We start from the raw sequence: 24,761 nt of genomic DNA on the forward strand, positions 1-24,761 counted from the left end.
TTCTGTTAGGTGCAAGCTCAATCAAACATGGAAAATATGGCGAACACTCCTTTCAATGAAGACTTCTGTACAGAATTGGAATTTCATTTGGGGCGGACTTTTAAAAACAGCGACAGAACAGATTTGAAAGGTTTCTTGTGTGATGGAGTGTTATGCGAACCAATAAATGAAGCAGAATTAAGGAAGACGCATAAAGTCGAAACAAAAGCTTGGATAGGTAGAGACGGACAAGGTGAGTATACAATGACAATTAGGTTCGGGGAAAAAGCATTGAATAGTTTGCAAAAAGGATATGATTTGGCCGAAACCATTCCAAGTGAAGAATCTATGAACTGGATTGACATTGATACAGATAAAAGAACTATCGAAGTACGATTAAAATAAAATGTTACTTAAACCCCGCCTGCTCCTCTTAAATCCCCGGATTGTACAGGCAAGTTACTGCTTTTGCGCGTATACCTACAGCATCACCAGCAAAAAGCACAGTGGCAAAAAGCGAGGAAAAAGAAGTCAGGCTTATCGTATTCGACCTGAACGGCACGTTTTACAACAAGAGCTCCAAGGATGAGTTCTACAAGTTTGTGGTTAGCAAGCAGCCGAAGCGCATCCTGTTTGCTTTTGAGATGGCCTACTACAAACTGCTGAAAAAGCTGCACCAGATACGCCAAACCGAATTTAAGGAGAACTTCTTCAACTACCTCGACGAACTGCCGCCCGAGCAGGTAGAAAAGCTGGCCAAAGAGTTCTGGGCAAAGGAATATCCGGAGAACTTTAACCAGGAACTGAAGGGCTACTTCGAGAAAATGAGGAAGGAAGGCGTGCAGCTTTTCTGTGCCACTGGCGGGTTGGAGCTATACGTAAAGCCGCTGTTCGACCTTTTTCCGGTAGATGGTTTTGCGGGCACGCAGGTAAAGTATGAAGACGGCACCTACAAGGTAATCGGCGAGGCCTGCAAAGAGGAAGAAAAACTGCGCCGCATTATAAAGCATTTCAAGGAGAAGAAGCCTCAGATCGTGGAAGCCTACTCCGATAGCAAAGAAGCCATACTCGACGAAGCGGACAAAGCCTTTCTGGTGGATGATGACGGGAAGATTCACCCTTATCAAAAATAAGGGGTTACAAAGTATAAAGGGTAGCAACGCATTGCTACCCTTTATACTTTGTAATTATCAACTGAAGGTGCCTATGGCACAATCACTATCTTACCTGTCGTATGCGACGTCTGTATTTGTTTCATCGCTTCTACAGTTTCATCCAAAGTATAGGTCTGGCTTACGGGCACGCGCAGCTTACCAGCTTCTGCCAGTTCCCGCAGGTGGCCTAGCTGGCGAGAATTAGGCTCCACAAACACATAGGTAAAATCGATGGCGGGATCCAGGTCTGTACCGTGGTTCAGGATAGAGACCAGCTTTCCGGACGGCTTGAGCGCCTGCAGGCTTTGCTGCAAGGTTTCGCCGCTGGCGCAGTCGAAGATAAGGTCTACGCCTTCCGGCACCAGCTGCTGTACGGCCTCCCCTACATGGGCGCTTTTATAATCTACTGTATAATCAGCACCAAGCTCGCGCATGTACTGCTGGTTTTTCTGGCTGGCCACACCTATCACAGTAGCGCCTTTGGCCTTAGCCAGTTGTATACCCAGGCTGCCTACGCCGCCTGAAGCACCCAATATCAGCACCGTCTGCCCCTGCTGCAGCTTCCCGGCATCAAACAACGATTGGTAAGCTGTCAATCCCACCAGGGGTATGCCTGCCGCCGCCTCCCACGAAATATTCTGTGGCCTTAGCGCCAGGTAGCTTTCCGGTATCACGACGTACTCGGCAAAAGTGCCGTGCTGCACCACAGGCCTGCGGGCATAGGCGTATACTTCTGCTCCTACGTCGAACCTCCTGGCGCTGAAGCCTCTTTCTACTACCTCTCCTGCCATGTCCCAGCCGGGTATAACCGGAAAACTGCTAGGCAGATTCTCCTTCAGGTATCCTTCGCGCACCGCATAATCCACCGGGTTCACCCCGGCAGCCTTGATGCGCACCAGCACCTCTCCTTCGCCTACCGCTGGTATATCCACCGTAGTTATACTTACTTTTTCCGGCCCACCGAACTCTGTGTAGGTTGCAGCTCTCATTTGTTTTGCCATAGCTTATTTCTTTGGTATGTATAGTAAGCATAGGATGAGCGCATTCCCCCCCAATGCTCTTCTGGTATTTTCAAAAAGTACAGGCAAAAGGGTAAAGAGGTTTTAAAAGCAGACTCAGGCTTCCAGTTGCTCCACGTAACGGCGCAGCTCCCCATAAACCTGGGCAAGCTTTTTGGGCGGGAAGTGCGCGTTCAGGCCGCTCGGGTTTGGCAGCACCCAGAGTTTGGTTTGCCCAATCGTCTGTTCCTGCAGCCCAATCTCGGCTGTCGCCTTGCCAAAGGCTACCCGGTAGGCGGAGAGGCCCAGCAGCGCCAGCACCTGCGGCTGGTACAAAATCATTTTCTCCACCAGTTCTATCCCTCCTTCAATTAACTCTGTTTTGTTCAGTTCGGCTGCATTAGCCGTAGCCCTGCCTACAATGTTGGTGATGCCATAGCCGAGCTGGAGCAACTCCTCCTCCTGGTGGGGCTGGTACTTTTCGGGCGTGAAGCCGGCTGCATAAAGCGTGGGCCAGAAGCGGTTTCCCGGTCGCGCAAAGTGATGGCCCTTTAGAGCCGTATATAAACCCGGGTTGATGCCGCAGAATATGACTTTAAGACCTGGAACGAGAATATCAGGAACGGTTTTTCCGGAGGCGGCGGCCAATTCTTCTTTGGTGGGACTTTTGGTTGACAACATACTTCCCTTTTACTCCGGCCTTCAGGCAACGGTTATGCTTTTCACCACTATTTGCCTGATGTTCAGCTATTATACCCAAACTTTACTACAGAGTAATGGCCGCTGCTAAGGATGAGCCGCTAACTGCCTTCAGCCAAAGTATAAAACACAACAGAAATAAGCAGCATCTGCTGCTTTTCCAACTTTTAACAGGCCTGGTAAGTATGGGAGATTAATCTCCTGGCATCAAACACCTCTAAACTTCTGAAAAAGATAGTCACGTACAACTACACAGGCAAAACAGTTCTTATAACGGGCGGCAGCTCCGGCATTGGGTTGGCAGCAGCAAAGGCCTTTCACACGGCTGGTGCACAGGTAATCATTCTGGCAAGGACACCGGAAAAGGCAACAGCAGCCTTCCCTGGCACCGAAGGCATAACCTTTCTTGCTGTCGATCTGAACGACCCCGCCTCCATCAGCCGCGCCTTCGAACAAGTGGCAGAAAGCTTCAAAACGATTGATGTTGCCATAAACAGTGCCGCGGCAGACACGGGAGTTGGTAAACCTGTGCAGGAATTCACAGAGGAAGAGTATGATTACACGTTCGGCGTAAACCTTAAGGGGCTGTGGTTGTGCATGAAGCACCAGATACGGCTGATGCTACCGAACACCTCTTCCAGGTGCAGTATCCTCAATGTTTCCTCTGTAAATGGGCTTGGCGGTGTGGAGTACGGGGCTTTGTATGCTGCCTCCAAAGCAGGCGTGCTGGCCCTGACCAAGTCTGCCGCCTTGGAACTGGCTACCTCTCACATCCGCGTAAATGCTGTTGTACCGGGTGCTTTCGATACGCCGCTGCTTAAGAAGGCAATGCTGGGCCAATGCGGTGGGGATGAGAGCAGGCTGCAGGAGGTTCGTGCCAAGTATGAGCAGTTTATACCTGAAAATCGTATCGGCGACCCCGCCGAGGTAGCGTCCCTGATGCTTTGGCTCGCTTCCGGGGAGGCTGATTATATAATAGGCCAATCGTTTGTGATAGACGGAGGCATGAGCACCAGGTTCAGGTAATCCGGCAAGTATAAAAAATCCCCGGCAACCGAAGCGGCCGGGGATTTATAAATTGAAAGTATACTTTATACTTGGCTATACTTCTATACTTACTTAATAGATAGCCGGATAGGTTTTTGAGTCTGCTTCGTGCAGAATTTCATATACCGCCTCAAACACATCCTCCGTGTTTGGCTTGGAGAAATAGTCGCCGTCAGAGCCGTAAGGCGGACGGTGTGCATGCGCCGACAGGCATTGCGGCTTGGAATCCAGCCATCTCCAGGCGCCCTGCTCATCCACTACCTGCTGCATCATAAAGGCCGTTGCGCCGCCCGGCACGTCCTCGTCGGCAAACAGCACGCGGTTAGTCTTACGGATCGAGTCCGTGATCATGTGGTCCACGTCGAAAGGCAGTAGCGTCTGCACATCGATTACTTCGGCCGAGATGCCAAACTCCTCCAGCTGGCGGGCGGCTTCCATCACAATGCGGCACATCGAGCCATAGGTAACGATCGTGATGTCGGTTCCTTCTCTGAGGATCTCCGGTTTGCCAAGCGGCACGGTGAACTCGCCAATGTTATTTGGGATGCGCTCTTTCAGGCGGTAGCCGTTTAGGCACTCGATCACCAGCGCCGGCTCGTCGGACTTGAGCAGGGTGTTATAAAAGCCTGCTGCCTGTGTCATGTTACGCGGCACCAGCACGTGCATGCCCCGGATGCTGTGCAGGATCATGCCAATCGGAGAGCCCGAATGCCAGATACCCTCCAGGCGGTGGCCACGGGTGCGCACAATCAGCGGAGCCTTTTGGCCACCTTTGGTGCGGTACTGCAAGCAGGCCACATCGTCGGACAGAATCTGGATGGCATAAAGCAGGTAATCCAGGTATTGGATCTCGGTGATCGGCCGCAAGCCGCGCAGGGCGGCACCTATCCCCTGTCCCACAATCGTGCACTCCCGGATACCAGTATCGGTTACGCGCAACTCGCCATGCTTCTCCTGCAGGCCGGCAAAGGCCTGGTTCACGTCGCCGATAAAGCCTACGTCCTCGCCAATGGCGAACACGCGTGGGTCGCGGGAAAGGATAGCGTCGAAGCAGGCCTGCAGCACCTCGCGGCCGTCCACCACCGGCGAATTCTCGTCAAACTCCGGCTTTACTTCTTCTACCAGCAGTGCCGACTCCTCAGATTGGCTGTACAGGTAGGAGTTGTAGCGCTCAGCGTTCTCGCCCTGCACCTGCTCCAGCCACTCCACCAGCTCACGCTTGGCTTGGTTTCGCTCGTCGCGCACATAGCGCAGAGCCTTGCGCACCGCTCTAACTGCGTCACTGCGGATCGGGTTCAGCGTTTTGCGAAGCTCCTCGGTAATGGTGGCAATCTGCGTGATGTGCTCACTGGCATTAGCCAGTCCATCCAGCAGGCGCAGTGCCTCGTCGTGGTCTTTCTGAATGTCGTTGGCAAAGTCGTTCCATGCATCGCTGCGGGCTACTTTCACGGCTTCCTTCGCTTCTGCCTCTATCTGGGCTAGTTGCTCTTCGGAGGCAATTTCACTCTCCAGGATCCACTCGCGCATCTTTTTGATGCAGTCATACTCAGCTTCCCAGTCCAGGCGCTCCTTCGACTTATAGCGCTCGTGAGAGCCAGAGGTAGAGTGGCCCTGCGGCTGCGTCATTTCCTCTACGTGCACCAGCACCGGCACATGCTGCTCGCGGCATACGCGCACAGCTGCCTCGTAAGTCTCGCAAAGGGCGAGGTAGTCCCATCCCTTCACCTTAAAAATCTCGTAGCCCTGCTCCCCTTCGGCGTTGCGCTGGAAACCGGCCAGAATCTCGGATATACTTCCTTTGGTGGTCTGGTACTCGGCAGGCACCGAAATACCGTAGCCATCGTCCCAAACAGACACCAGCATCGGCACTTGCAGCACACCCGCCGCGTTTACGGCCTCAAAAAACATTCCCTCGGAGGTGGAGGCGTTGCCGATGGTGCCAAAGGCTACCTCGTTGCCGTTAACTGAAAAGTTCGTCATGCCCTGCAGGGCCGGGTTCTGGCGGTAGAGCTTAGAGGCATAGGCCAGACCCAGCAGGCGGGGCATCTGGGCAGCCGTAGGCGAAATATCGGCGCTGGAGTTCTTCTGCTCCATCAGGTTTTTCCAGTTGCCCTCATCGTCGAGCGATCGGGTGCCGAAGTGGCCGTTCATGGCGCGCCCGGCGGTAGAAGGCTCTGCCTCCACATCGGTGTGGGCGTACAGCTGGGCAAAGTACTGCTGCAGCGTCAGCTCGCCAACCGCGAACATAAAAGTCTGGTCGCGGTAGTAGCCGGAGCGGAAGTCGCCGTTGCGGAAGAACTTGGCCATGGCCAGTTGGGCCAGCTCTTTGCCATCCCCGAAAATGCCGAATTTGGCCTTGCCCATAAATACCTCCTTGCGGCCGGTAAGGCTGGCCTGGCGGCTTTCCCAGGCAATGCGGTAATCATTTAATATTTCTTCGGAAGTTAGTCTCTGTATGATAGATACTTCAGCGGTTTGCATGTGATATCGTTTAAACCAATGGTCTTTTTCCATTCAAAAGTACATAAGATTCCCCTAAATTCAAATTTGGCGATGCTCTGGGCAGCCCTCAGAAAGTACCGCCGCTGTGTTTGAAAAAAGATTCTCGTATATTTGTTTTGCACTAAAAATCTCCGAATTTAGGTGCAGTAATGCCGTTCCCTTATTTACATATGACAAGTAAGCTATTTCTATTAACGCTGTTGTGTTTTATATTTGCAGGCTATACAGCTAAGGCACAGGGGAAACTGGTTTTTGAAAAGGAAACCCATGACTTCGGCACCATAGCTGAGGGCACGCAGGCCACCTATGTATTCAAGGTGAAAAACGAGGGAACTGAGCCGGTGGTTATACCTAGTGTGCAGGCAGCTTGCGGCTGTACTACCCCCTCCTGGACCAAAGCGCCTATATTGCCAGGAGAAATTGGCACGATTACAGCTGTGTATAATTCAACAGGCCGGCCGGGCCCGTTTTACAAAAGCATAACGGTTTTATCGAACAATTCTGAGAAGCCGCAGCATGTTTTGTACATAAAAGGTGAGGTTGGCCCGAAAGATTTAATTTCGGCTATCACCCCGGAACAAAAGGCACTTTCGTCGCGTTTGGCAGTCGGAAGCACCAGTTACAGCTTCGGAAACCTTGAAAAAGGACAAAAACCTGTAGCTAAATTCCTGATTCGGAACACAGGCCGCAAGCCCCTTATCATACAGGGTGTGAAGAGCGCCTGCAACTGTGTGCAGTACCGCAGCTCCAAGGCAGAAATTAAACCCGGCGAGGTGGCAACTTTGGAACTAAGGTACGCTCCCGCGATGTTAGGGGAGCAAAACGAGGTAGTAACCGTTCTTTCAAATGATTTGATTATGCCTAACCTCAGGCTGACGCTGAAGGCAAACGTAGTGGAAGCGAAAGAGGCAAAGGCATCTAAAGATATGATAAGGGAGGGCAAATAGCCGACACCTTTCAGATAGTTTTTTTCATAGTTTTATTTTGTACTAATGGCAGTGATTTTATCGCTGCCTTTTTTCATTTATAGCCCTCCCTAAACCGCACTGTAAAGCTGCTTAAATTGCATACTTTAAGCACATTTACCTACTCTTTATCAAGCGGTTATACTACATTCAGCAAGAACTATTTTATTTCAGCAAACTAATGGTATCTTTGCGCATCTAAATTCAAAAAACCTGTCAAATTAAACTGATTGCGATATGATAATCGGCGTTCCGAAGGAAATCAAGAATAATGAGAACCGCGTGGGCGTAACACCTGCCGGCGTAACTGAACTGGTGCGCAATGGCCACACCGTATATGTACAGGCTACTGCCGGCGAAGGCAGCGGTTTTGTGGATGCTGAGTACGAAGCAGCCGGTGCCACCATCCTTCCCAGCATTGAGGAAGTGTACGGTATCGCCGACATGATCGTGAAAGTAAAAGAGCCTATTGAGTCAGAGTACAATCTGGTTAAAGATAACCAACTGCTGTTCACCTACTTCCACTTTGCCTCCCATGAGCCGCTAACCGCAGCCATGATTGAGCGCAATGCGGTGTGCCTTGCCTACGAAACCGTAGAGCGCGCAGACCGCAGCCTGCCGCTGCTGGTGCCGATGTCGGAGGTAGCCGGCCGTATGGCGGTGCAGCAAGGTGCTAAATACCTGGAGAAGCCGCTGAAAGGCCGTGGCATTCTGCTGGGTGGCGTACCGGGCGTTCGCCCTGCCAAAGTGCTGATCCTGGGTGGTGGTGTAGTGGGTACCAACGCAGCTAAGATTGCTGCCGGTATGGGTGCCGATGTAACCATCATGGACACTAACCTGGCCCGTCTACGTTACCTGGACGATATCATGCCAGCTAACGTGAACACGCTCATGTCTAATGAGTACAACGTTCGCCAGTTGCTGCCTACACACGACCTGATTATCGGTGCGGTGCTTATCCCAGGCGCTAAGGCTCCTCGCCTTATCACCAGAGACATGCTGAAGGATATGCGTCCGGGCACAGTGCTGGTTGACGTAGCTGTAGACCAGGGTGGCTGTATCGAAACCTGCAAGCCGACGACGCACGAGAACCCAACCTTCATCATCGACGACGTGGTGCATTACTGCGTGGCAAACATGCCGGGCGCCGTACCTTATACTTCTACCCAGGCCCTGACCAACGCCACCATGCCATACGTGCTGATGGTAGCCAACAAAGGCTGGAAGCAGGCTTGCGCCGATAACGCCGAGCTGAAGAAAGGCCTGAACGTGGTAAACGGCAAAGTAGTTTATGCTGGCGTAGCCGAGGCGTTTAACCTGCCATACACGCCAGTAGAAGAAGTGCTGTAACCAGATAAAACAAGTATAAATGGGCGCCTTTTTGACTTTGTCAGGAAGGCGCCCTTATTTTTGTGCCACCGGGGAGCGGTAAATTGCGCACCCCGGCCATAAGCCTGCCCCTGGCGACAGGCTATACTTTAACACGAAAGAACCGCGATGTTCGACACGGCTTTTAAACTGATGCTGCGCCGCCTGGGCCTTTTGCTGGTGCTCTACACGCTGCTGCGTCTGCTCTTTTATATTTTCAATCCGGCTGAGTTTGCCGGTGCCGATGCAGTTAAGCTGCTGTTTGCCTTTGCCCATGGCCTGCGCTTCGATGTGGCGGCTATACTTATCATTAACTCGGTTTTTATACTTCTGTCGCTTTCCCCGGTAGGCAATACGCTGCACCCTACTTACCAGCGGGTGCTGAAATGGGTATTTATACTTTGCAACGCCCCTTTTATAGCCCTTGCCATTGTGGATGTGGAGTTCTTCAAATTCATTGGCCGCCGTACCAGCAACGAGCTTTTCTCCATTACCGGCGACATTACCAGTCAGTTAATTCAGTTGCTGGGTTACTACTGGTACCTTACGTTGGGCTTTGTGCTGCTGGTACTTGGCTTGGCCAGGGCCTTCCCGAAGGCTCCTGCCCTGCCCTCGCCTGCCCCTAAAGTATGGTTGCGTGGGCTGAGGCTGGTGCTGGTAGCAGGTTTTGTGGTGCTCGGCATCCGGGGAGGGCTGCAATTGAAGCCGCTCCGCCCCAGCCATGCTTTTGTAGTGGAGCCGGCTGCCCTGGGCCACCTGACGCTCAACAGCCCCTTCACCTTCATCAAAGGTATCGGGCAAACTACCCTGGAGCAGAAAAACTACTTCGGAACGGAGCAGGAGCTACTCCAAGCGCTTCAATTTGACCCGCAAAAGTATAACCAGGCCCAGGGTACTGCAGAAAAGCAGAATGTGGTGATCATCATCCTGGAGAGCTTTGCCGCCGAGTATGTGGGCGCGCTGAACAACGGCCAGGGCTATACGCCCTTCCTGGACTCGCTGGCTACGCAGGGGGTGCTGTTTCGGGATGCCTTTGCCAACGGCCGGAAGTCTATCGAGTCGCTGCCCTCTATACTTGCCGGGATGCCCTCCCTCATGCCGGAGCCTTTCATTACTTCCCCTTACCAGGCCAACGAGATCTACGGACTAGGCACTATCCTGCAACAGGAGGGCTACCACACGGCCATGTTCCATGGGGCGGCCAACGGCTCGATGGGGTTCAACAACTTCGCTATCCGGGCGGGGATGCAGGAGTACTACGGACTAGATGAATATCCCTCCAGCCTGCGCAAGCAGGATTTCGACGGGCAATGGGGCATCTTTGATGAGCCCTACCTGCAATATGTGTCTAAGGAACTCACAGGTTTCCAACAGCCGTTCATGGCAACGCTGTTTACACTAAGTTCGCATCAGCCTTATACCATCCCGGACAAGTATAAAGGTCGCTTCCCGAAAGGTGAGCTGGAGATACACGAGTCCATCGGCTACGCCGACCATGCGCTAAGGCAGTTCTTCAAGTCCGCCGCCCGCCAGCCTTGGTACGAAAACACCCTGTTTATACTTACCGCCGATCATACCCAGAAAAGTATAAACCCGGCCTATCAGAACGAGCTGGGCAACTTCCGGGTACCGCTGTTGCTGTTCCACCCAGGTAAGAATCTGGAAAGTATAGATGCTGGCAGAGTGGCGCAGCACGCCGATATACCGGCCACCGTGGTGGATTTCCTGCAGGTTAAAACCGACAAGCTGCTGCCCTTCAGCAAATCGCTGTTCGATACAGTAACTACAGGCAATGCTATACTTTATAATGGCTCTTCTTACCTGCTTGTGCAACCGGAGGTTGTAACGATGCTTAATCAGGACGATGCGCTGCAGTTTTATACTTTCCCCGACCTGGCCCCCGCCTCCCCTGCCCCACAGGCCGAGCAGCTGCTGAAGGCGCAGGTGCAGTATTTCCGGAACGGCCTGGTAAACAACCGGCTATACTTCTGGAAGGAATTCTAATTCTGAATGAGTGATTGAGCGAATAGGTATGTTGAAGAGGCTGCTCTCGCTCGCGTCCCGCGAGTGTGAGACAAAGGGCGGCCTATGGTCGCTTGTTATACGAAAGGGGCCAGAGACTCCACATAGCTAGTTACGAGCGAGGAAGCTCTCGCCATAAAAATCAGAGGCAAAACAATTTTAGATACCTACTACTTGTCTGATAGTAGAATAAAATGGCCAGAGGCCACGGGATAACTCACACTCGCGGGACGCGAGCGAGGGCAAGTTCCAAGGACTTTGTTCCACTGGCTATGGTGATAGTAAGCTCAAGCCATCTCCTCATTAAAAGCCCAAACCATTCACTCATCCATTCCATCACTCATTCAAAATTATACCCCGGCACCTCCGGCAGCGGCTCATACGTGCGGGTTTCGAAGTTTACTTGCCAGCAGTAGTGCTGCAGGCCGTTGGAGATAACCACGTACCGGGCGCGCAAGGTTTGGTTGTAGGTAGACACCTGCTTTATAACATCCTGCGTAATAGGTACATGAACGGCTTTGCACTCGAGCAGCAGGTGCGGTTGGCCCTCCTGGTTGTAAACGCAAAGGTCGGTACGCTTCTGCAACTTGTTGTAGCGGGTGCCGCGCTCTATGCTAATGAGGCTTTTGGGATAGCCGAGCGTGTGGATGAGATAATGCACAAAATGCTGGCGCACCCATTCCTCCGGGGTCAGCACGACGTTTTTGCGGCGAAGTATATCAAAAATCAGATAATTAGAACCTGATTTCGTAACTTTGTAGTCAAAGGGAGGTAAATTGAGGGCATCCATACTGCAATTTAACCTTTTTCCTGCTACCTCCGCCCCAGTAGCCGCTGCTGCCAAGGCGGTTTTTTTGTACCTAACTAATCAGTAAAACCCATGAAAAGTAAAGAGGAAATAGTAAGCGACTGGCTGCCACGCTACACCGGCGTGCCCCTCGACGAGTTTGGGGAGTATATTCTGCTCACCAACTTTATTAACTATGTGCGCATGTTTGCCGACCGTTTCGGCGTGGAGATAAAAGGCCTGGATAAGCCTATGCAAACAGCCACTGCCAACAACATCACCATCATTAACTTTGGCATGGGCAGTGCCATGGCGGCCACGGTGATGGACCTGCTCTCGGCCATCAAGCCTAAGGCGGCCCTGTTCCTGGGCAAGTGCGGCGGCCTAAAAAAGAAAACGCAGATAGGCGACCTTATACTTCCGATTGCAGCCATCCGCGGCGAGGGTACCTCCGACGACTACCTGCCACCGGAAATCCCGGCCCTGCCTTCGTTCCGCCTGCAGCGTGCGGTTTCTTCCATGATCAAAAAGCACGAGCTCGATTACTGGACCGGCACGGTATATACCACCAACCGCCGCGTGTGGGAGCACGACGACGACTTTAAAGATTACCTGCGCCAGATCCGCGCCATGGGCATCGACATGGAAACGGCCACCATCTTTACCGTAGGCTTTATCAACGAGATCCCGCACGGGGCCCTGCTCTTGGTGTCTGACAACCCGATGATCCCGGAGGGCGTGAAGACCTCGGAAAGCGACAAGCTCGTGACAACCAACTACGTGGAGAAACACCTGAGCATCGGCATCGACTCACTGCTGGAGCTAATCAACTCCGGAGAATCCGTAAAACATATGCGCTTCGAGTAAACCAACACTATGACCAGAACCTTACGCACCCTTGCCGCCGCCCTCCTGTTGGGTGGCACCTTGTTAGGCAGCTGCACCAGCTCTAGCACAGGCTCCGAGCCAGCCGACCTGATCGTCTACAACGGAAACGTGTACACGGTTAACGAGAACTTCGATAAGGCGGAGGCCTTCGCCGTGAAAGACGGAAAAATTGTGGCTGTTGGCACTTCGGAGGAAATCCGCGGCAAGTATAAAGCCGCCGAAGAACTGGATGCCGAGGGCAAAACCATCTACCCCGGTTTTATAGACGCCCACGCCCACTTCTACCGCTACGGCTTGTCGCTGCAGTCGGCTGACCTGGTGGATACCGAGTCGTTTAAGGAGGTGGTGCAGAAGGTAGTGGATCACCGCCAGAAGTACCCGGAGGCTGACTGGATTACCGGCCGCGGCTGGGACCAGAACGACTGGCCCGTGAAGGAGTTCCCGACCAAGGACACGCTGGACCTGCTCTTCCCCGACACTCCGGTGCTGCTGACGCGCATCGACGGGCACGCGGCACTGGCTAACCAGAAAGCCCTGGACCTGGCAGGCGTAACGCCGCAAACAAAGCTGGTGGGCGGCCTGGTGGAAGTGGAGAACGGCAAGATGACGGGTATACTGGTCGATAATGCCATTGATTTGGTGTCCTCCAAAATCCCGGCCCCGACGGAGGAGGAAAGCCGCGAGGCACTGAAAATAGCAGAAGCGAACACCTTTGCCTTTGGCCTAACGACGGTGGATGACGCGGGAATCGACAAAGCCACAGTGGATTTGATTGACGACATGCACCGGAAGGGCGAGCTGCAGATGCGCGTATACGCCATGCTGAACCCTACCCTGGGCAACCAGGACTACTACTTTAAAAACGGTCCCTACAAAACCGACCGGCTGAATGTGCGCTCTTTCAAGATATACTCTGATGGCGCACTGGGGTCGAGAGGTGCTTGCCTGCTGGAGCCTTACCACGATAAGCATGGCCAGTATGGCTTCTTGCTGGCCTCGGAGCAGGAGTTCCGCGATATCGCTGCCAAGCTGAACGAGCACGGCTTCCAGATGAACACGCACGCCATCGGCGACTCGGCCAACCGCCTGCTGCTGGATATTTACGGGGAGATTTTGGGAGGCGAAAACGACAAGCGCTGGCGCATCGAGCACGCCCAAATCATCAACCCTGCCGATATGGCCAAGTTTGGCAAGTATAACATCATTCCGTCGGTGCAGCCTACGCACGCTACTTCAGACATGTACTGGGCCGGCGACCGCCTGGGCAAAGAGCGCGTGAAGCATGCCTATCCGTTTAAAGAGCTGATGGAGCAGAACGGCTACATCCCGCTGGGCACTGACTTCCCGGTAGAAAGCATAAATCCGTTTTATACTTTCCACTCGGCTGTGGCGCGGCAGGATGCGAAGAACTGGCCCGAAGGAGGTTTCCAGATGGAAAATGCTATGAGCCGGGAAGATGCCCTGCGCGGCATGACCATCTGGGCTGCTAAGTCTAACTTCGAGGAGAACGAGAAGGGAAGTATAGAGCCGGGCAAGTTCGCCGACTTTATACTTCTGGACCGCGACCTGATGACCGTTGCGCCAGAGCAGATGCGCGAGGCCCAAGTGCTGCGCACCTACCTGGATGGCAAGCTGGTGTACAAGAAGTAAAAGTTTAGGAGTTGATGAGTTTGGGAGTTAGAAGATACTCTCTCGTTAAATTATAAAGTCCGCTGAGGTTTATACTTCAGCGGACTTTCTTTTTGGGGAAGTATGGAGGGTCTATTGGATGAAAGTATAAAACGCACGTTGCGACTTATACTTTGGAGAAGGTGTAAACCCACCCCCTTAGAGCTACGCTCGCTACCTTCGAACTCTCGTTCTCGGTAGTCCACAGGAGGGGAATTATATTACACAAGCAGGAATTCCCCTCCTCGGAGGGGTTAGGGGTGGGTTCATCGTAAGTCAGGTTATAAAGTATAGAGTATAGACAGTAAGCCCAAGTCAACACATTAATGCAAGGCCTTTTATACTTCAAAAGTCTTTTGTCCTTTGTCTAATAGTCTTTTGTCCCATCACAAAAAGTATAGCTACTTACCGCCCAGGGCATGAGCGCTCTCCGGCTGCGCCTCCAGCACCCGCTTGTTTCGCATCATCAGCAGGAACAGCAGCCCCAGGGCAAAGAAGGTAATCAGGGCCATGATGCTGTTACGCATAGAGCCTGTTACCTGGGCAATCATACCGTAGGCGAAGGTGCCCAGCACGATGGATATTTTCTCGGTTACATCATAAAAGCTAAAGTAGGAGGCGTGGTCTTTCGTAGTCGCCGGAATCAGCTTGGAGTACGTAGAGCGCGACAGCGACTGTATACCGCCCATCACAGAACCTACCACCGCCGCCAGGGCATAAAACTGCAGCTGCCCGTGTGTAAAGTATGCGCCGATGCAGATGCCTATCCAAACCAGCACCGCCACAATCAGCGCCCGCACGTTTCCATACTTTTCGGAGAGACGGGCAAAGGCATAGGCACCGGCTATGGCCACCAGTTGTATGATAAGTATGGTGATGATAAGCACATCGCTTGGCAGGCGCAGCTCCACTTCTCCGAAGATGGCGGCCAGGTACATTACCGTTTGCACGCCCATGTTGTAGAAGAAGTAGGCCAGTAGGAAACGCTTGAGCAACGGCAGATTTTTTACCTGGTCCAGTACCTTTTTGAGTTCCTTAAAGCCATTGAGTATCCAGCTGCCCTTCGGTTTGCGGTTGTATACGTTGCCGGGCAAATGGTAAAACGTATACTGGGCAAAGCCTAGCCACCAGATGCCCGTGCTCAGAAAGGCAATGCGGGGCGGCAGCGAGGTGTTATCAGCGGCGATGCCAAACCAACCGGGCTGCATGATCATCGCCAGGTTAAAAATCAGCAGGATCACGCTGCCAATGTAGCCCATCGAAAAGCCCCTTGCGCTCAGGCGGTCGTACTGGTCTTCGGTGGCAATCTCTGGCAAATACGCGTTGTAGAACACGATACTGCCGCTAAAGCCAATAGTGGCCAGCACAAAAAGTATAACCGACAGGTTAAACGTTTCGGCCGTGAAAAAGTATAAGCCCGCGCAGGAAAGCGCCCCCAGGTAACAAAACAGCTGCAGGAACAGCTTTTTACGCCCGCTGTAGTCGGCGATGGCCGTCAGAAACGGGCTCATGAACGCGATGATCAGAAAAGCGGCCGAAATGGCGTACGTGAACAGCACCGAGCTGTCCAGATCAAAACCCAGGAAGTTGACCACGGAACTGCCATCCGGTTTTCTGGCTACCGCGCTAAAATAAATCGGGAAGATGGTGGAGGTAATAACAAGTGAGTAAACCGAGTTGGCCCAGTCATAGAAACACCAGGCCCTGGTAACGGTGGGGTTATTTTTTTCCATCCCGAAAAGTAGTAAAAATAACGCAGCCAGACATCACTACAGCAGCTGCTCCCGCCGATTTAGTAAGTGCAGCGCCAGTTCCCAGAGGTGCTCGTAGGGCACAATTTCCACCTCCGTGAAGGCATCTCCGGGAAGTGGGGTCGTCTTTAGTTTTTCCAGCAGCTCTTCTCCTTGCGCACGCGCCTCCGCGCTGCTTTTGGTAAGCACCAACAACAGTAGCCGCATAAAAATCCGGGGCCTTTCGGCCTTCTCCCCTTTCAGGTGCTTGCGTGTGTACTTTCGTACCCGCTCTGCGTGCAGCGCGAGATCTTCCACATGAGGGGCAGCCAGTTTCTCCAGCACATCCAGCACCAGCAAAGCCAGGTTGAAGCCAACTTTATCGTTAGGCAGAATGAGCAGCTTAGTCGTGATCCCGGTGGATAAGTCCTGCAACTGCTCCTCCCGCTCTTGCGCCACTGCAAAGGCGAAGTAACGCCTGTACAGCTCCCAGCGCTCAATGCTGCTGTCCCCGAGTTTCCTCAGATGCTCGCCTTCTATCACGTCTCTCAGCAACTCCTCAGCCAGCTCGTACTGCTTGCTGTGCATGGCCAGTAGCACATAGTTCTCCATAAAGGCAAACCAATTGGCAGAGTGTTTTCCAAAAAGCTTGATGTTCTCGGCCGCTAACCTGAGGCCTTTCTCATACTGCCTGCTTTGCAGCAGGGCGTAGACGATGATGTAGGAATTGAATTTCCGGTTATACCAACTTGTATTGACTTTCTTTGCCTCAACCAATGCCTCTGCCTGAGCTATGGAGTCGGCTATTTTCGAATACTCCCCTAATTGCTCAAGATAAGCCGTATTCAAAACATGCCATTTAGAGAAAACCTTGGAAGAACCTGACTTTTCCCATAGCTCCCATAGTCTTGCAAGAGCAGCCGGAAACATGTCCAATGTTTGAGATTTCTCAGCTGTGTACCCCTTCAGTACTAGCATCGTATCATCATAAAGGAAGATGGCTTCACGCTCTTGCCCCTGAATGCGGTATAAATCCATTAGATCTTTATTGCATTTCGCAAGTTCTTTGCGTTTTCCTAGGTCTTGGTAGATAGCCTTTATGCCCTCCAAAGCCCGTATGTGCATCTCTGTATTGTCGTGCTCTGCGGCTATCTGGGCAACTTGTTCTAAAAGCTTAACTGCAAGCTTTACTTCAGAATGCAACATCAACGCCTGTGCCTGCGTGAGGAGGGAAAGGCAAACATACGTTGCCTCGTTCCCGCTCTTCACGTTATCAGCCGACTGATAAAGAAAGTATAGATGATTGTAAAGCTTTTTCCGGAATCGATACTTTAGCGTACGGTATGTTCCGGTTAGCTTTTCACTTCCATATATCTCCTTTGCCACCGCCTCATCAGAGTAAGCAGTGTTATTCTTTAACAGATAAAAAAGCTTCGACTCAAGGGTGTTATTTTCCTGCAGGTTTATTAAGGGAGAAGTGGCAGGAGTATTCTCGTCAATGATCCTGATTAGCCTCTGTAGTTCCTTCATTATGATTGAAATGTCCTACTTGTAATGCGTTTGCAGTGTATCCAGAATATGTTCCCAAAGGTGTTCATACGGAACAATCTCGATTTCGGCATATGCGTCGCCAGGTATAGGAGTCTCGATAAGTTTCTGATACAACTTGTGGCCTTTCTTCCTACATGACTCCACATCATAATCTTCTGTAACAATCAGGATCAGCAGCTTCAAAAATATCTTGCTCCGGAGGCTGAATGTATCCTTTAAGTGGGTTAGTATATACTTTTTAAGACTCTCGATCCGATACAATAAGGCTTCTGTGTCTCTTTTCTGAAGATAGTAGACAAACTGAAGTATAAGGATGGCCACGTTAAATCCTTGCTTGTCTTTACTGTACTCCGGCAAAGAGAGCAAAAACGGGTTAATCAGGTTAGATGAAGCTGCGTTAGACTGATTCAGCATCACATAGTAAGCCTGGTATATTCTCCATCTCTCTTTCGCTGCAACAGAAAGCTTATCCATCAAACTGTTACTGAACACCTGGTGCAGTGTTACTTCAGCCAAATCATAGTTCTTGCTATGGGTAGCCAGTAAGAAGAAGTTCTCCTGGAATGAAAACCAGTTAATGCTCTTCTCATCAAAAAACTTAACAAACTCCTTTGCATACCTCAGGCCGGCAGTGTACTTCTTTAGCCTGAGGTGCGCGTACACCAGAATAAACTTGTTGTACAGGCTGTCAAATCTATGTTGGTTAACAGCCCCCTCCGCTATCAGCTTTTCCGAATCGAAGGTGAGCTGAAGTATCCTGTCAAAGTCGCCGATTAACTCAAAGTATAGCATCGAGAGCTTATAGTAAGAGTTAAATGCTTCATAAGTACCTGCTCTTTCCCAAAGCTTTTTCACGGCTTCTACTTTCGTATTCAGGCTAGCCACTATGTTTTTCCTGCTCTTAACACTCTTAAAAACAGAGACTCGTACAGATTGATAAATACTTTGAGCTTCTCTCTCAGCAAGTTTTTTGTTTAAGAAATCGTTGTATAATTCCAGATGCCTTTCATATGCCTTCTGCTTTCCGGTAAAAGAAAGTGCGGCTAAAATAATTTCATAGGCGAGAACTTTCTGGTTTGTAAAAGAGTATTCATCAGACACGGCTATGACTTTATTAGCCAACTCGGCTGCCAGAATGAATTTATGGTTACGGAATAAAACATTCGCTTTTAATAAGACTTGCTGGCAGAATTGCTCCTTCCTGTATACTAAATTTGTTTCGGTGTCTTCGTACTCATATAAAAGTAATAGATCGTATAATTTGCTTTTAACTCTGTGCTTGAGCATTTTGTACCTGAAGTCATCAGGAGAGGTATTGTAGAGTTCCTGAGCTAGTGCTGCATCGCTTGCATGTACTCCATTGGCTATAAGGTGTATAAACCTATACTCCTTACTTTCTTTTCGCCCCTTTTTAAAGAGACTTTCCTTGTTGTAACCCGTCTTGAGAACGTCAACTAATTGTACAAGCTCTTCCAAACCCTAAAATTTATCTATATAGTTATAGTTACTTTAAATTTGTATATTGACTTTACAAATAAAGCGATGCAAACTTAATTTTCCAGACTAATATAGCTTATTTTGAATGCTTAAGTTACTTTTTCGCATTTTTTAACTTTTGGCGTTCATCGAAAATAATTAGCTGTGAGTACCAACGGACCTCAAAAGAATGTATAATATAACTATTTAATAATCATATTATAGTTACCTAATAGTACAAACATTCCTTTTAAGAGCAGTAATTTTAACCAACCTTTGCGTATCACTTAAACATTAAAAGACATGATCGAGCTACTTATCTCTATCTTCATTGCACTGGTTAGTCCATCAAACCCTACTACCACTGCTACTACTACCAAACAGATTCAGCCAACTAATTCTACAGAGACCGTTTCTGCATTTGGCGGCACTGGAACTTGGATAGATAAAGACAAATAGGCTTTTGTCTGATTTTCCCTAACTTGCCCTTAAAATCTTTTAGCCAAGGGTAAGTACATGAGGAAGATCAACGTAGCACTAACCTGCTTTCTCTTATTACTTTTTACATTCTGTAGCCAGCCGGAGCGCGCACCTGAAGAGGTGCGGGTAAGGATATCGATTGACCCGGAAACCTTAAGTCCGGTCAGCTATAACCATGGAAGCGCACTACAGATACTAAACCTGCTGTTTCAGAGCTTGCTGGGCGCTGACCTGGGCACGAATGAAATCAAGCCGTTTCTGGCGGAGGACATGCCCACGGTGGAGCGACAGGACTCCCTGACGCTTATTACCTATACCATTAGGGAGGAAGCGGAATGGACGGACGGCAGCCCTGTTACGGCCAAGGATGTAGCCTTCACGCTGAAGGTGGCTAAAGCTCCGTTGCTAAACAACGAGAGCCTGAGGCCTCAGCTGGAGTTCATCCAAGACATCAGGATTGATGCAGAAAACCCACGGCGCTTCACGTTTGTGTGCGCTGGCTATGCCCCGGAAATGGAGTTGCTCACAGGCGACTTCTTCATCCTTCCGGCATACCTGTACGACCCTGAGAACCTGCTGCAGCACCTTGCTGTAGCGACCCTGAACGGAGATCTTTCCGAGCTGGAAGACGATGAGAAACTAAAAGAATTCGCGGCCAGGTTTAACGCGCCTGCTTTTGGGCAGGACCCAAAACTGCTGCAAGGCAGTGGCGGTTATACGTTGGAGAACTGGGAAAAAGGACAATACCTGACGCTGACGCGCAAAAACGATTGGTGGGGGAACAACACATCTAACACACAACATCTGACAGCCATTCCGCAGCGCGTCAGCTTCCAGGTAATCCCGGACATTACGACAGCACTTCTTGCCCTGAAGAACAGGCAATTAGATGTGCTGGAAAGTATACCGGCAGCCGAGTTCGAACAGCTTAAAAAACAGGACTCCTTTCTGCAGGACTACGCCCTGCACACGCCTGATGCCTACGAGTTTGTGTATGCCGGCCTTAACACCAGGCGCCCTAAGTTTGCTAACAAGCGCACGCGCCAGGCCATTGCACACCTGCTGGGCACCGAAAGCGTGGTTAAGGTGGCGATGCAGAACTACGCCACCCCTACTGCCGGTCCCGTTCCGCCTTCTATCCCGGACCTCTACAACAGCAAGCTGCAGCCTTATACTTTTGATGCCGAAAAGGTAACGAATTTGCTGAAGGCCGCCGGCTGGGCACAAGAGCAGGGAGGATGGTACCAAACCCTCAATGGTAAGCGGGAGCAACTAACGCTTGAGGTCATGTACCGCGCCGGCTCAGCCACTTACGAAAATGCCGCCGTTATACTTCAGCAGAACGCCGCTAAACTGGGTATTCCGGTGCAGGTACAGGCCGTGGAAAGCAGCCTACTGGCCAGCAAATCCAGGCAGCACGACTTCGATTTATTTTACCGCTCGCTGGGCGGCAATCCTTTTGCCTTTAATTTTAAGCCGCTGCTGCACACCGAGTATGCCGCCGAGAGTGGTTTAAACTACACCGGCTTCGGCACACCGGAAAGCGACCAGATTCTCGATAAGATCAGCGGCACAGTTAACTCCCGCGAGGAGTTGGCAAAGCTACTGAAGCGACTGCAGGCAATCTTGCACGAGGAAGCAGCTATCATCCCCATGTACTATGTAAAGGAGCGCGTGGCGATTCATCGCCGGTTTACCAACGCCAAAATTTCCGGCCTCAGACCCAACTACGACGTTAGCGCCTTTACTTTAAAAGAAGAATAGGCTTTATGTTCCCTTATCTGCTCAGGAAACTACTGTTGGCCATACCTGCCATCTGGCTGCTTGGTACCCTGGTGTTTCTGCTGAGCAGGCTGCTGCCGGGTTCCTTTGCTGAGGAGCGGCTGCTGAACCAGGAAGGCGGTTTTTACAGCAAAGGAAGCCAGAGCAGCCGGGAAGAAGCATTAAGGCAGTACCAGGAGAGAACAGGGCAAAACCTGCCAGTTTTCTATTTCGGCCTCACTTCTCCGAATAAAAATACAGATCAGGCACAGCACATTTCCCTTTTCCCGCAGCTTAGCTGGCATGGCGCCGATAACCAGTACCACCGCTGGCTAAAAGGCGTTTTCACCGGGGACCTGGGCACCTCCTACCGCACGGGCCTGCCAGTGCTGGACATGATCTGGAAAAGCATTGGCAATACTTTCTGGCTCTTGCTGGCAAGCATGCTGGTTACCCTTATACTTGCCATGGAGCTTAGCATACTAATGGCGCGCGAGCGACTGAGGTGGCTGCGCAGCCTGGTGCTGCCCATACTTTTCTTCATCGATAGTATCCCGATGCTGGTGCTGTCACTGTTGTTGCTGGTGCTGCTGGCTAACCCTGATTTTCTGCAGCTCTTCCCGGTTTATGGCATGGGCTATTATGTTCCGGGGCAGCTAAGCTTCTGGCAGGAGTTGGGGCAGCGGCTGCAATACATGGCCTTGCCGCACCTGGCATTGGTGCTTGTAAACCTGCCCTACATCACCAACCAGGTCTATAGTTCGCTGCAGGCGGCGCTGCAGGCCGCCTATACCCGCACGGCAAGGGCAAAGGGCCTGCCAGAGCGCCTGGTTATCCGGCGGCACGCGCTGCGCAACGCCCTCCTGCCCCTCATCACCATTGTCTCTGATTTTTTGCCTGCCCTTGTCAGCGGTTCTATACTCGTAGAAACTATTTTCGCCATTCCGGGCATTGGCCGGTTGCTCGTAGAATCGGTGCTGGCGCGGGACTACCCGGTGCTGGTGGCCATTGTACTGGTCGTGCTGGTCGTGCGGATGGTTGCCTATACTCTGGCAGATATCGCCTACGCCCTGGCCGATCCACGACTTAAACCGAAGCTGGCATGAGGTACGCCTGGCAAAGTATAAAACTGTTGTGGCGGCGCAAAATCGGCTTCAGGCTAGCGCTGCTGTACCTGGCGCTGCTGCACCTGCTCACACTGGTACTGCCGCTGCTTCCGCTACCCTACCCACCTGAATACCTCGACCTGGAACACCCTTACCTCGCTCCCTTCACACCTGCGGCCATAGCAAGTGGGCACCTACTGGGCACCGACGGCCTGGGCCGGGACCTGCTGGCCAACACGCTTTACGGCGCGCGCACCGCCTTCCTGATCAGCTTGCCGGTGATGCTACTGGCTACTGGCATAGGCATCGTGCTGGGCACAGCGGCAGGTTATTTCGGGAACAATGGCTTAAGACGTCCGCTACACAGGTTGTTTTTCTTCTTACTGGCCGTACCAGTGGTGGCGTACTACGGGCTATACATCCCCTGGCAAGTTTACCAGCAGGGGGCGGCACCCGCATACTTCTGGTGGTCGCTGATTATACTTAGCGGATTGCTTTTGGGCTTGTGGTTGCTGCTCGGGTGGCTCGGTAAGAGGCTCGCCGTCTGGAGCAGCCGTGTGACTATACCCGTAGACAAGGGCGTGATGCGACTGACAGAGGCATTAAACAGCATTCCGCGCTTCGTGTTGATTCTGGTGCTGGCATCGTTTCTGCCGCCGTCCCTGCCCCTGCTGTCGCTGCTGCTGGTTTTCACACTTTGGCCCGGGACCGCCCGCCTGGCCCGGGCAGAGATGCTTCGGATAAAGGAACTGCCATACTTTGAGGCGGCCATAAGTATAGGCAATACCCCTTCCAGGCTGCTCTGGCGACACGCGCTTCCAAACCTTATCGGCCCGACGCTGGTTGCTTTTACTTTTGGATTGGGGGGAGTGCTGGCACTGGAGTCTTCCCTGTCATTTCTGAACATCGGTGTACCGAGCTCACTTGTAAGTTGGGGACGGACCATTGCCGGCATACGCAACAATACCTCCGCCTGGTGGCTGGTTGCCTTCCCCGGTGGGCTATTAAGCTTTACGGTGCTGGCTCTTTATACCTGCAGCTATTATTTTATGCAGATTTTTAGCTCAAAAAGCAGCGTATAAAACGTTACTTTCAGCTACTTTATCACTCACACTCCCTCCCTCTCATATCACACCGAAGTATAGTTACCCACTTAGAATATGCCTGTCATATAGTTTTTAAAGCATTTCACGGCCGCATCTGGGCTACTTGCTACTCAAACTAACGCAGCACCTGTGTCAGATAAACAAATAATTATAAATATAACTATAGTTACTATATAGCTCTAATATTCCTGTTTTAACAGTGGGGGCGTCCGTATACTTGTATCGTGTTAGAACCCAAAACCCCATCGTCACATGAAATCTACTTTAAACCCTTCACCCAAGCAATTGGCTGAGCGCTGTATAGTGCAATCAGTACTGCCGGGCATCTCCTGTATAAAAACAACTCTGCAAGAAGAAGAGCAGGTAGGCTTTGCCACCATCGACGGCAACATGGTAACCTATCACGCCGGTTCCAGTGCCGTAAGTAGCGGTGCTGGTATCTTCATCGGCGACTACTTTGTAGGGCTGGCTGATAACTACGATTCGGTAAGTATAACCCCCTTTATACGTTACTAATCCCAAGAGAACTTCAAGTACTATAATACCCCAATTCCCCTTTAATTAATAGATTTTGTTGGTTGTTTGTGTTTAGATTAGGCAAGCCCTGTGGTTCCCCCGCCACAGGGCTTTTGCTCTTTAAAGCGAGCCAAGTTACTGGAAAATAAAATAATAATCAAAGAACTATATAGTTACTTTTGATTTCCAGCTTTAAGCTTCTGCTGAAACACCTTCCTGAATTTGTCCAGTTTGGGACGGATAACAAAGCTGCAGTAAGGCTCGTGGCCGTGCGTGTTGTAGTAGTTAACATGGTAGTTCTCGGCCGGGTAAAACTTCTCCAGCGGCACGATCTCTGTTACAATTGGGTCATCGTAGGCGCCGGAGGCCTCCAACTCCTGTTTATACTTCTCCGCCAGTTGCTTCTGCTCCTGGTTATGGTAAAAAACGGCAGAGCGGTACTGGGTGCCCACATCGTTGCCTTGACGGTTCAGGGTAGTAGGGTCGTGGGTGGCCCAAAAAACCTCCAGCAGCTCCTCGTAGCTGATTTTATCGGGGTTGTAACTTACCTGCAGCACTTCGGCGTGCCCGGTGGTGCCGCTACAAACCTGCTTGTAGGTAGGATTCTCCACCTGTCCGCCGGTATAACCAGGCATCACTGTTTCCACCCCTTCTAACTCCTGAAAAACGGCCTCTGTACACCAGAAGCAGCCATTACCAAATGTCGCTAATTCCATACTTTACTTTGTTACTTTTACGCTTACAGTTTCTCGGTTAAATTCCGTTCAGGGTGTATATAATTCTCTTATGCTTAAACAGGGAACTGCTCCTGAGGAAGCAGTTTATACTTCCCGCCTGATGATCTAGCCAAGTATAAAATAGCTTTCCCCAGTACCAAACAGTTTAAACCTGCCAGTGTTTTTGCTCCCCTGTTTTATTAACTCTTCACTACCGCCTTACGTTACCTTTCAATTAAAAA

At 51.2% G+C, this 24,761-nt stretch carries 20 protein-coding genes; 12 read left to right on the forward strand and 8 right to left on the reverse strand.

Annotated elements, in window-relative coordinates; all coding sequences use genetic code 11:
- Positions 1–27 precede the first annotated feature (27 nt).
- Both BM040_RS17365 and BM040_RS17370 read left to right on the forward strand, forming a co-directional pair.
- Positions 28–384 (forward strand): hypothetical protein, encoded by a 357-nt coding sequence (locus BM040_RS17365; RefSeq protein ID WP_092104184.1) that lies wholly within the window; start codon positions 28–30, stop codon positions 382–384.
- Positions 385–485: 101 nt separating this feature from the next.
- Entirely contained in the window at positions 486–1,112 is a 627-nt protein-coding gene (locus BM040_RS17370) for an HAD family hydrolase (protein WP_092104186.1), read from the forward strand.
- A 71-nt stretch (positions 1,113–1,183) separates the two neighbouring features.
- On the opposite strand, the gene BM040_RS17375 is transcribed toward BM040_RS17370, so the two are convergent.
- Positions 1,184–2,122 (reverse strand): NADP-dependent oxidoreductase, encoded by a 939-nt coding sequence (locus BM040_RS17375; RefSeq protein WP_245756280.1) that lies wholly within the window; start codon positions 2,120–2,122, stop codon positions 1,184–1,186.
- A gap of 126 nt (positions 2,123–2,248) precedes the next feature.
- Positions 2,249–2,812, reverse strand: coding sequence for a G/U mismatch-specific DNA glycosylase (gene mug, locus BM040_RS17380; RefSeq protein WP_175491105.1), 564 nt, complete (start codon positions 2,810–2,812; stop codon positions 2,249–2,251).
- A gap of 288 nt (positions 2,813–3,100) precedes the next feature.
- On the opposite strand from mug, the gene BM040_RS17385 reads away from it, so the two are divergent.
- On the forward strand, positions 3,101–3,856 hold the full coding sequence (locus BM040_RS17385) for an SDR family NAD(P)-dependent oxidoreductase (protein ID WP_262502469.1): 756 nt from the start codon (positions 3,101–3,103) through the stop codon (positions 3,854–3,856).
- 93 nt (positions 3,857–3,949) lie between these two features.
- On the opposite strand, the gene BM040_RS17390 is transcribed toward BM040_RS17385, so the two are convergent.
- Positions 3,950–6,358, reverse strand: a complete 2,409-nt coding sequence (locus BM040_RS17390) for a thiamine pyrophosphate-dependent enzyme (RefSeq protein WP_092104191.1) — start codon at positions 6,356–6,358, stop codon at positions 3,950–3,952.
- Positions 6,359–6,549: 191 nt separating this feature from the next.
- Between BM040_RS17390 and BM040_RS17395 the strand changes: the two genes are divergently transcribed.
- The 3 genes from BM040_RS17395 (at position 6,550) to BM040_RS17405 (ending at position 10,716) form a co-directional block, all read left to right on the forward strand.
- Positions 6,550–7,326, forward strand: a complete 777-nt coding sequence (locus BM040_RS17395; RefSeq protein WP_092104193.1) for a DUF1573 domain-containing protein — start codon at positions 6,550–6,552, stop codon at positions 7,324–7,326.
- 255 nt (positions 7,327–7,581) lie between these two features.
- Positions 7,582–8,694, forward strand: a complete 1,113-nt coding sequence (gene ald / locus BM040_RS17400) for an alanine dehydrogenase (RefSeq protein ID WP_092104195.1) — start codon at positions 7,582–7,584, stop codon at positions 8,692–8,694.
- 147 nt (positions 8,695–8,841) lie between these two features.
- On the forward strand, positions 8,842–10,716 hold the full coding sequence (locus BM040_RS17405) for an LTA synthase family protein (RefSeq protein WP_092104197.1): 1,875 nt from the start codon (positions 8,842–8,844) through the stop codon (positions 10,714–10,716).
- Positions 10,717–11,074: 358 nt separating this feature from the next.
- On the opposite strand, the gene BM040_RS17410 is transcribed toward BM040_RS17405, so the two are convergent.
- Positions 11,075–11,524, reverse strand: coding sequence for a type I restriction enzyme HsdR N-terminal domain-containing protein (locus BM040_RS17410; protein ID WP_092104199.1), 450 nt, complete (start codon positions 11,522–11,524; stop codon positions 11,075–11,077).
- A gap of 90 nt (positions 11,525–11,614) precedes the next feature.
- On the opposite strand from BM040_RS17410, the gene BM040_RS17415 reads away from it, so the two are divergent.
- Together BM040_RS17415 and BM040_RS17420 are read left to right on the forward strand one after the other, a co-directional pair.
- Positions 11,615–12,388 (forward strand): AMP nucleosidase, encoded by a 774-nt coding sequence (locus BM040_RS17415; protein ID WP_092104201.1) that lies wholly within the window; start codon positions 11,615–11,617, stop codon positions 12,386–12,388.
- Between the two features lie 9 nt (positions 12,389–12,397).
- On the forward strand, positions 12,398–14,059 hold the full coding sequence (locus tag BM040_RS17420) for an amidohydrolase (RefSeq protein WP_092104203.1): 1,662 nt from the start codon (positions 12,398–12,400) through the stop codon (positions 14,057–14,059).
- Positions 14,060–14,478: 419 nt separating this feature from the next.
- On the opposite strand, the gene BM040_RS17425 is transcribed toward BM040_RS17420, so the two are convergent.
- The 3 genes from BM040_RS17425 to BM040_RS17435 form a co-directional block, all read right to left on the reverse strand.
- Positions 14,479–15,810 carry an MFS transporter gene (locus BM040_RS17425; protein ID WP_092104205.1) on the reverse strand — a complete coding sequence of 444 codons (1,332 nt, stop codon included), beginning with the start codon at positions 15,808–15,810 and terminating at the stop codon, positions 14,479–14,481.
- Positions 15,811–15,846: 36 nt separating this feature from the next.
- Complete coding sequence (locus tag BM040_RS21840; RefSeq protein ID WP_175491106.1) at positions 15,847–16,656, reverse strand: hypothetical protein; 810 nt, start codon at positions 16,654–16,656, stop codon at positions 15,847–15,849.
- Positions 16,657–17,352: 696 nt separating this feature from the next.
- Positions 17,353–18,834 carry a hypothetical protein gene (locus tag BM040_RS17435; RefSeq protein WP_092104210.1) on the reverse strand — a complete coding sequence of 494 codons (1,482 nt, stop codon included), beginning with the start codon at positions 18,832–18,834 and terminating at the stop codon, positions 17,353–17,355.
- Between the two features lie 516 nt (positions 18,835–19,350).
- On the opposite strand from BM040_RS17435, the gene BM040_RS17440 reads away from it, so the two are divergent.
- The 4 genes from BM040_RS17440 to BM040_RS17455 all read left to right on the forward strand — a co-directional run bounded on the left by BM040_RS17440 (position 19,351) and on the right by BM040_RS17455 (position 23,803).
- Positions 19,351–21,078, forward strand: a complete 1,728-nt coding sequence (locus tag BM040_RS17440) for an ABC transporter substrate-binding protein (protein WP_245756282.1) — start codon at positions 19,351–19,353, stop codon at positions 21,076–21,078.
- A 5-nt stretch (positions 21,079–21,083) separates the two neighbouring features.
- Positions 21,084–22,181, forward strand: coding sequence for an ABC transporter permease (locus BM040_RS17445; protein ID WP_092104213.1), 1,098 nt, complete (start codon positions 21,084–21,086; stop codon positions 22,179–22,181).
- Positions 22,178–23,263: an ABC transporter permease gene (locus BM040_RS17450; protein WP_092104216.1), complete on the forward strand. Its 1,086-nt coding sequence runs from the start codon at positions 22,178–22,180 to the stop codon at positions 23,261–23,263. Before BM040_RS17445 ends, BM040_RS17450 begins: the two co-directional genes overlap by 4 nt.
- 276 nt (positions 23,264–23,539) lie before the next feature.
- Entirely contained in the window at positions 23,540–23,803 is a 264-nt protein-coding gene (locus BM040_RS17455) for a hypothetical protein (protein ID WP_139217839.1), read from the forward strand.
- Positions 23,804–23,976: 173 nt separating this feature from the next.
- On the opposite strand, the gene msrA is transcribed toward BM040_RS17455, so the two are convergent.
- Positions 23,977–24,519, reverse strand: coding sequence for a peptide-methionine (S)-S-oxide reductase MsrA (msrA, locus tag BM040_RS17460; protein WP_092104222.1), 543 nt, complete (start codon positions 24,517–24,519; stop codon positions 23,977–23,979).
- Between the last annotated feature and the right edge of the window lie 242 nt (positions 24,520–24,761).

The sequence above is a fragment of the Pontibacter chinhatensis genome (assembly GCF_900113285.1).
Taxonomy (GTDB): Bacteria; Bacteroidota; Bacteroidia; order Cytophagales; family Hymenobacteraceae; genus Pontibacter; species Pontibacter chinhatensis.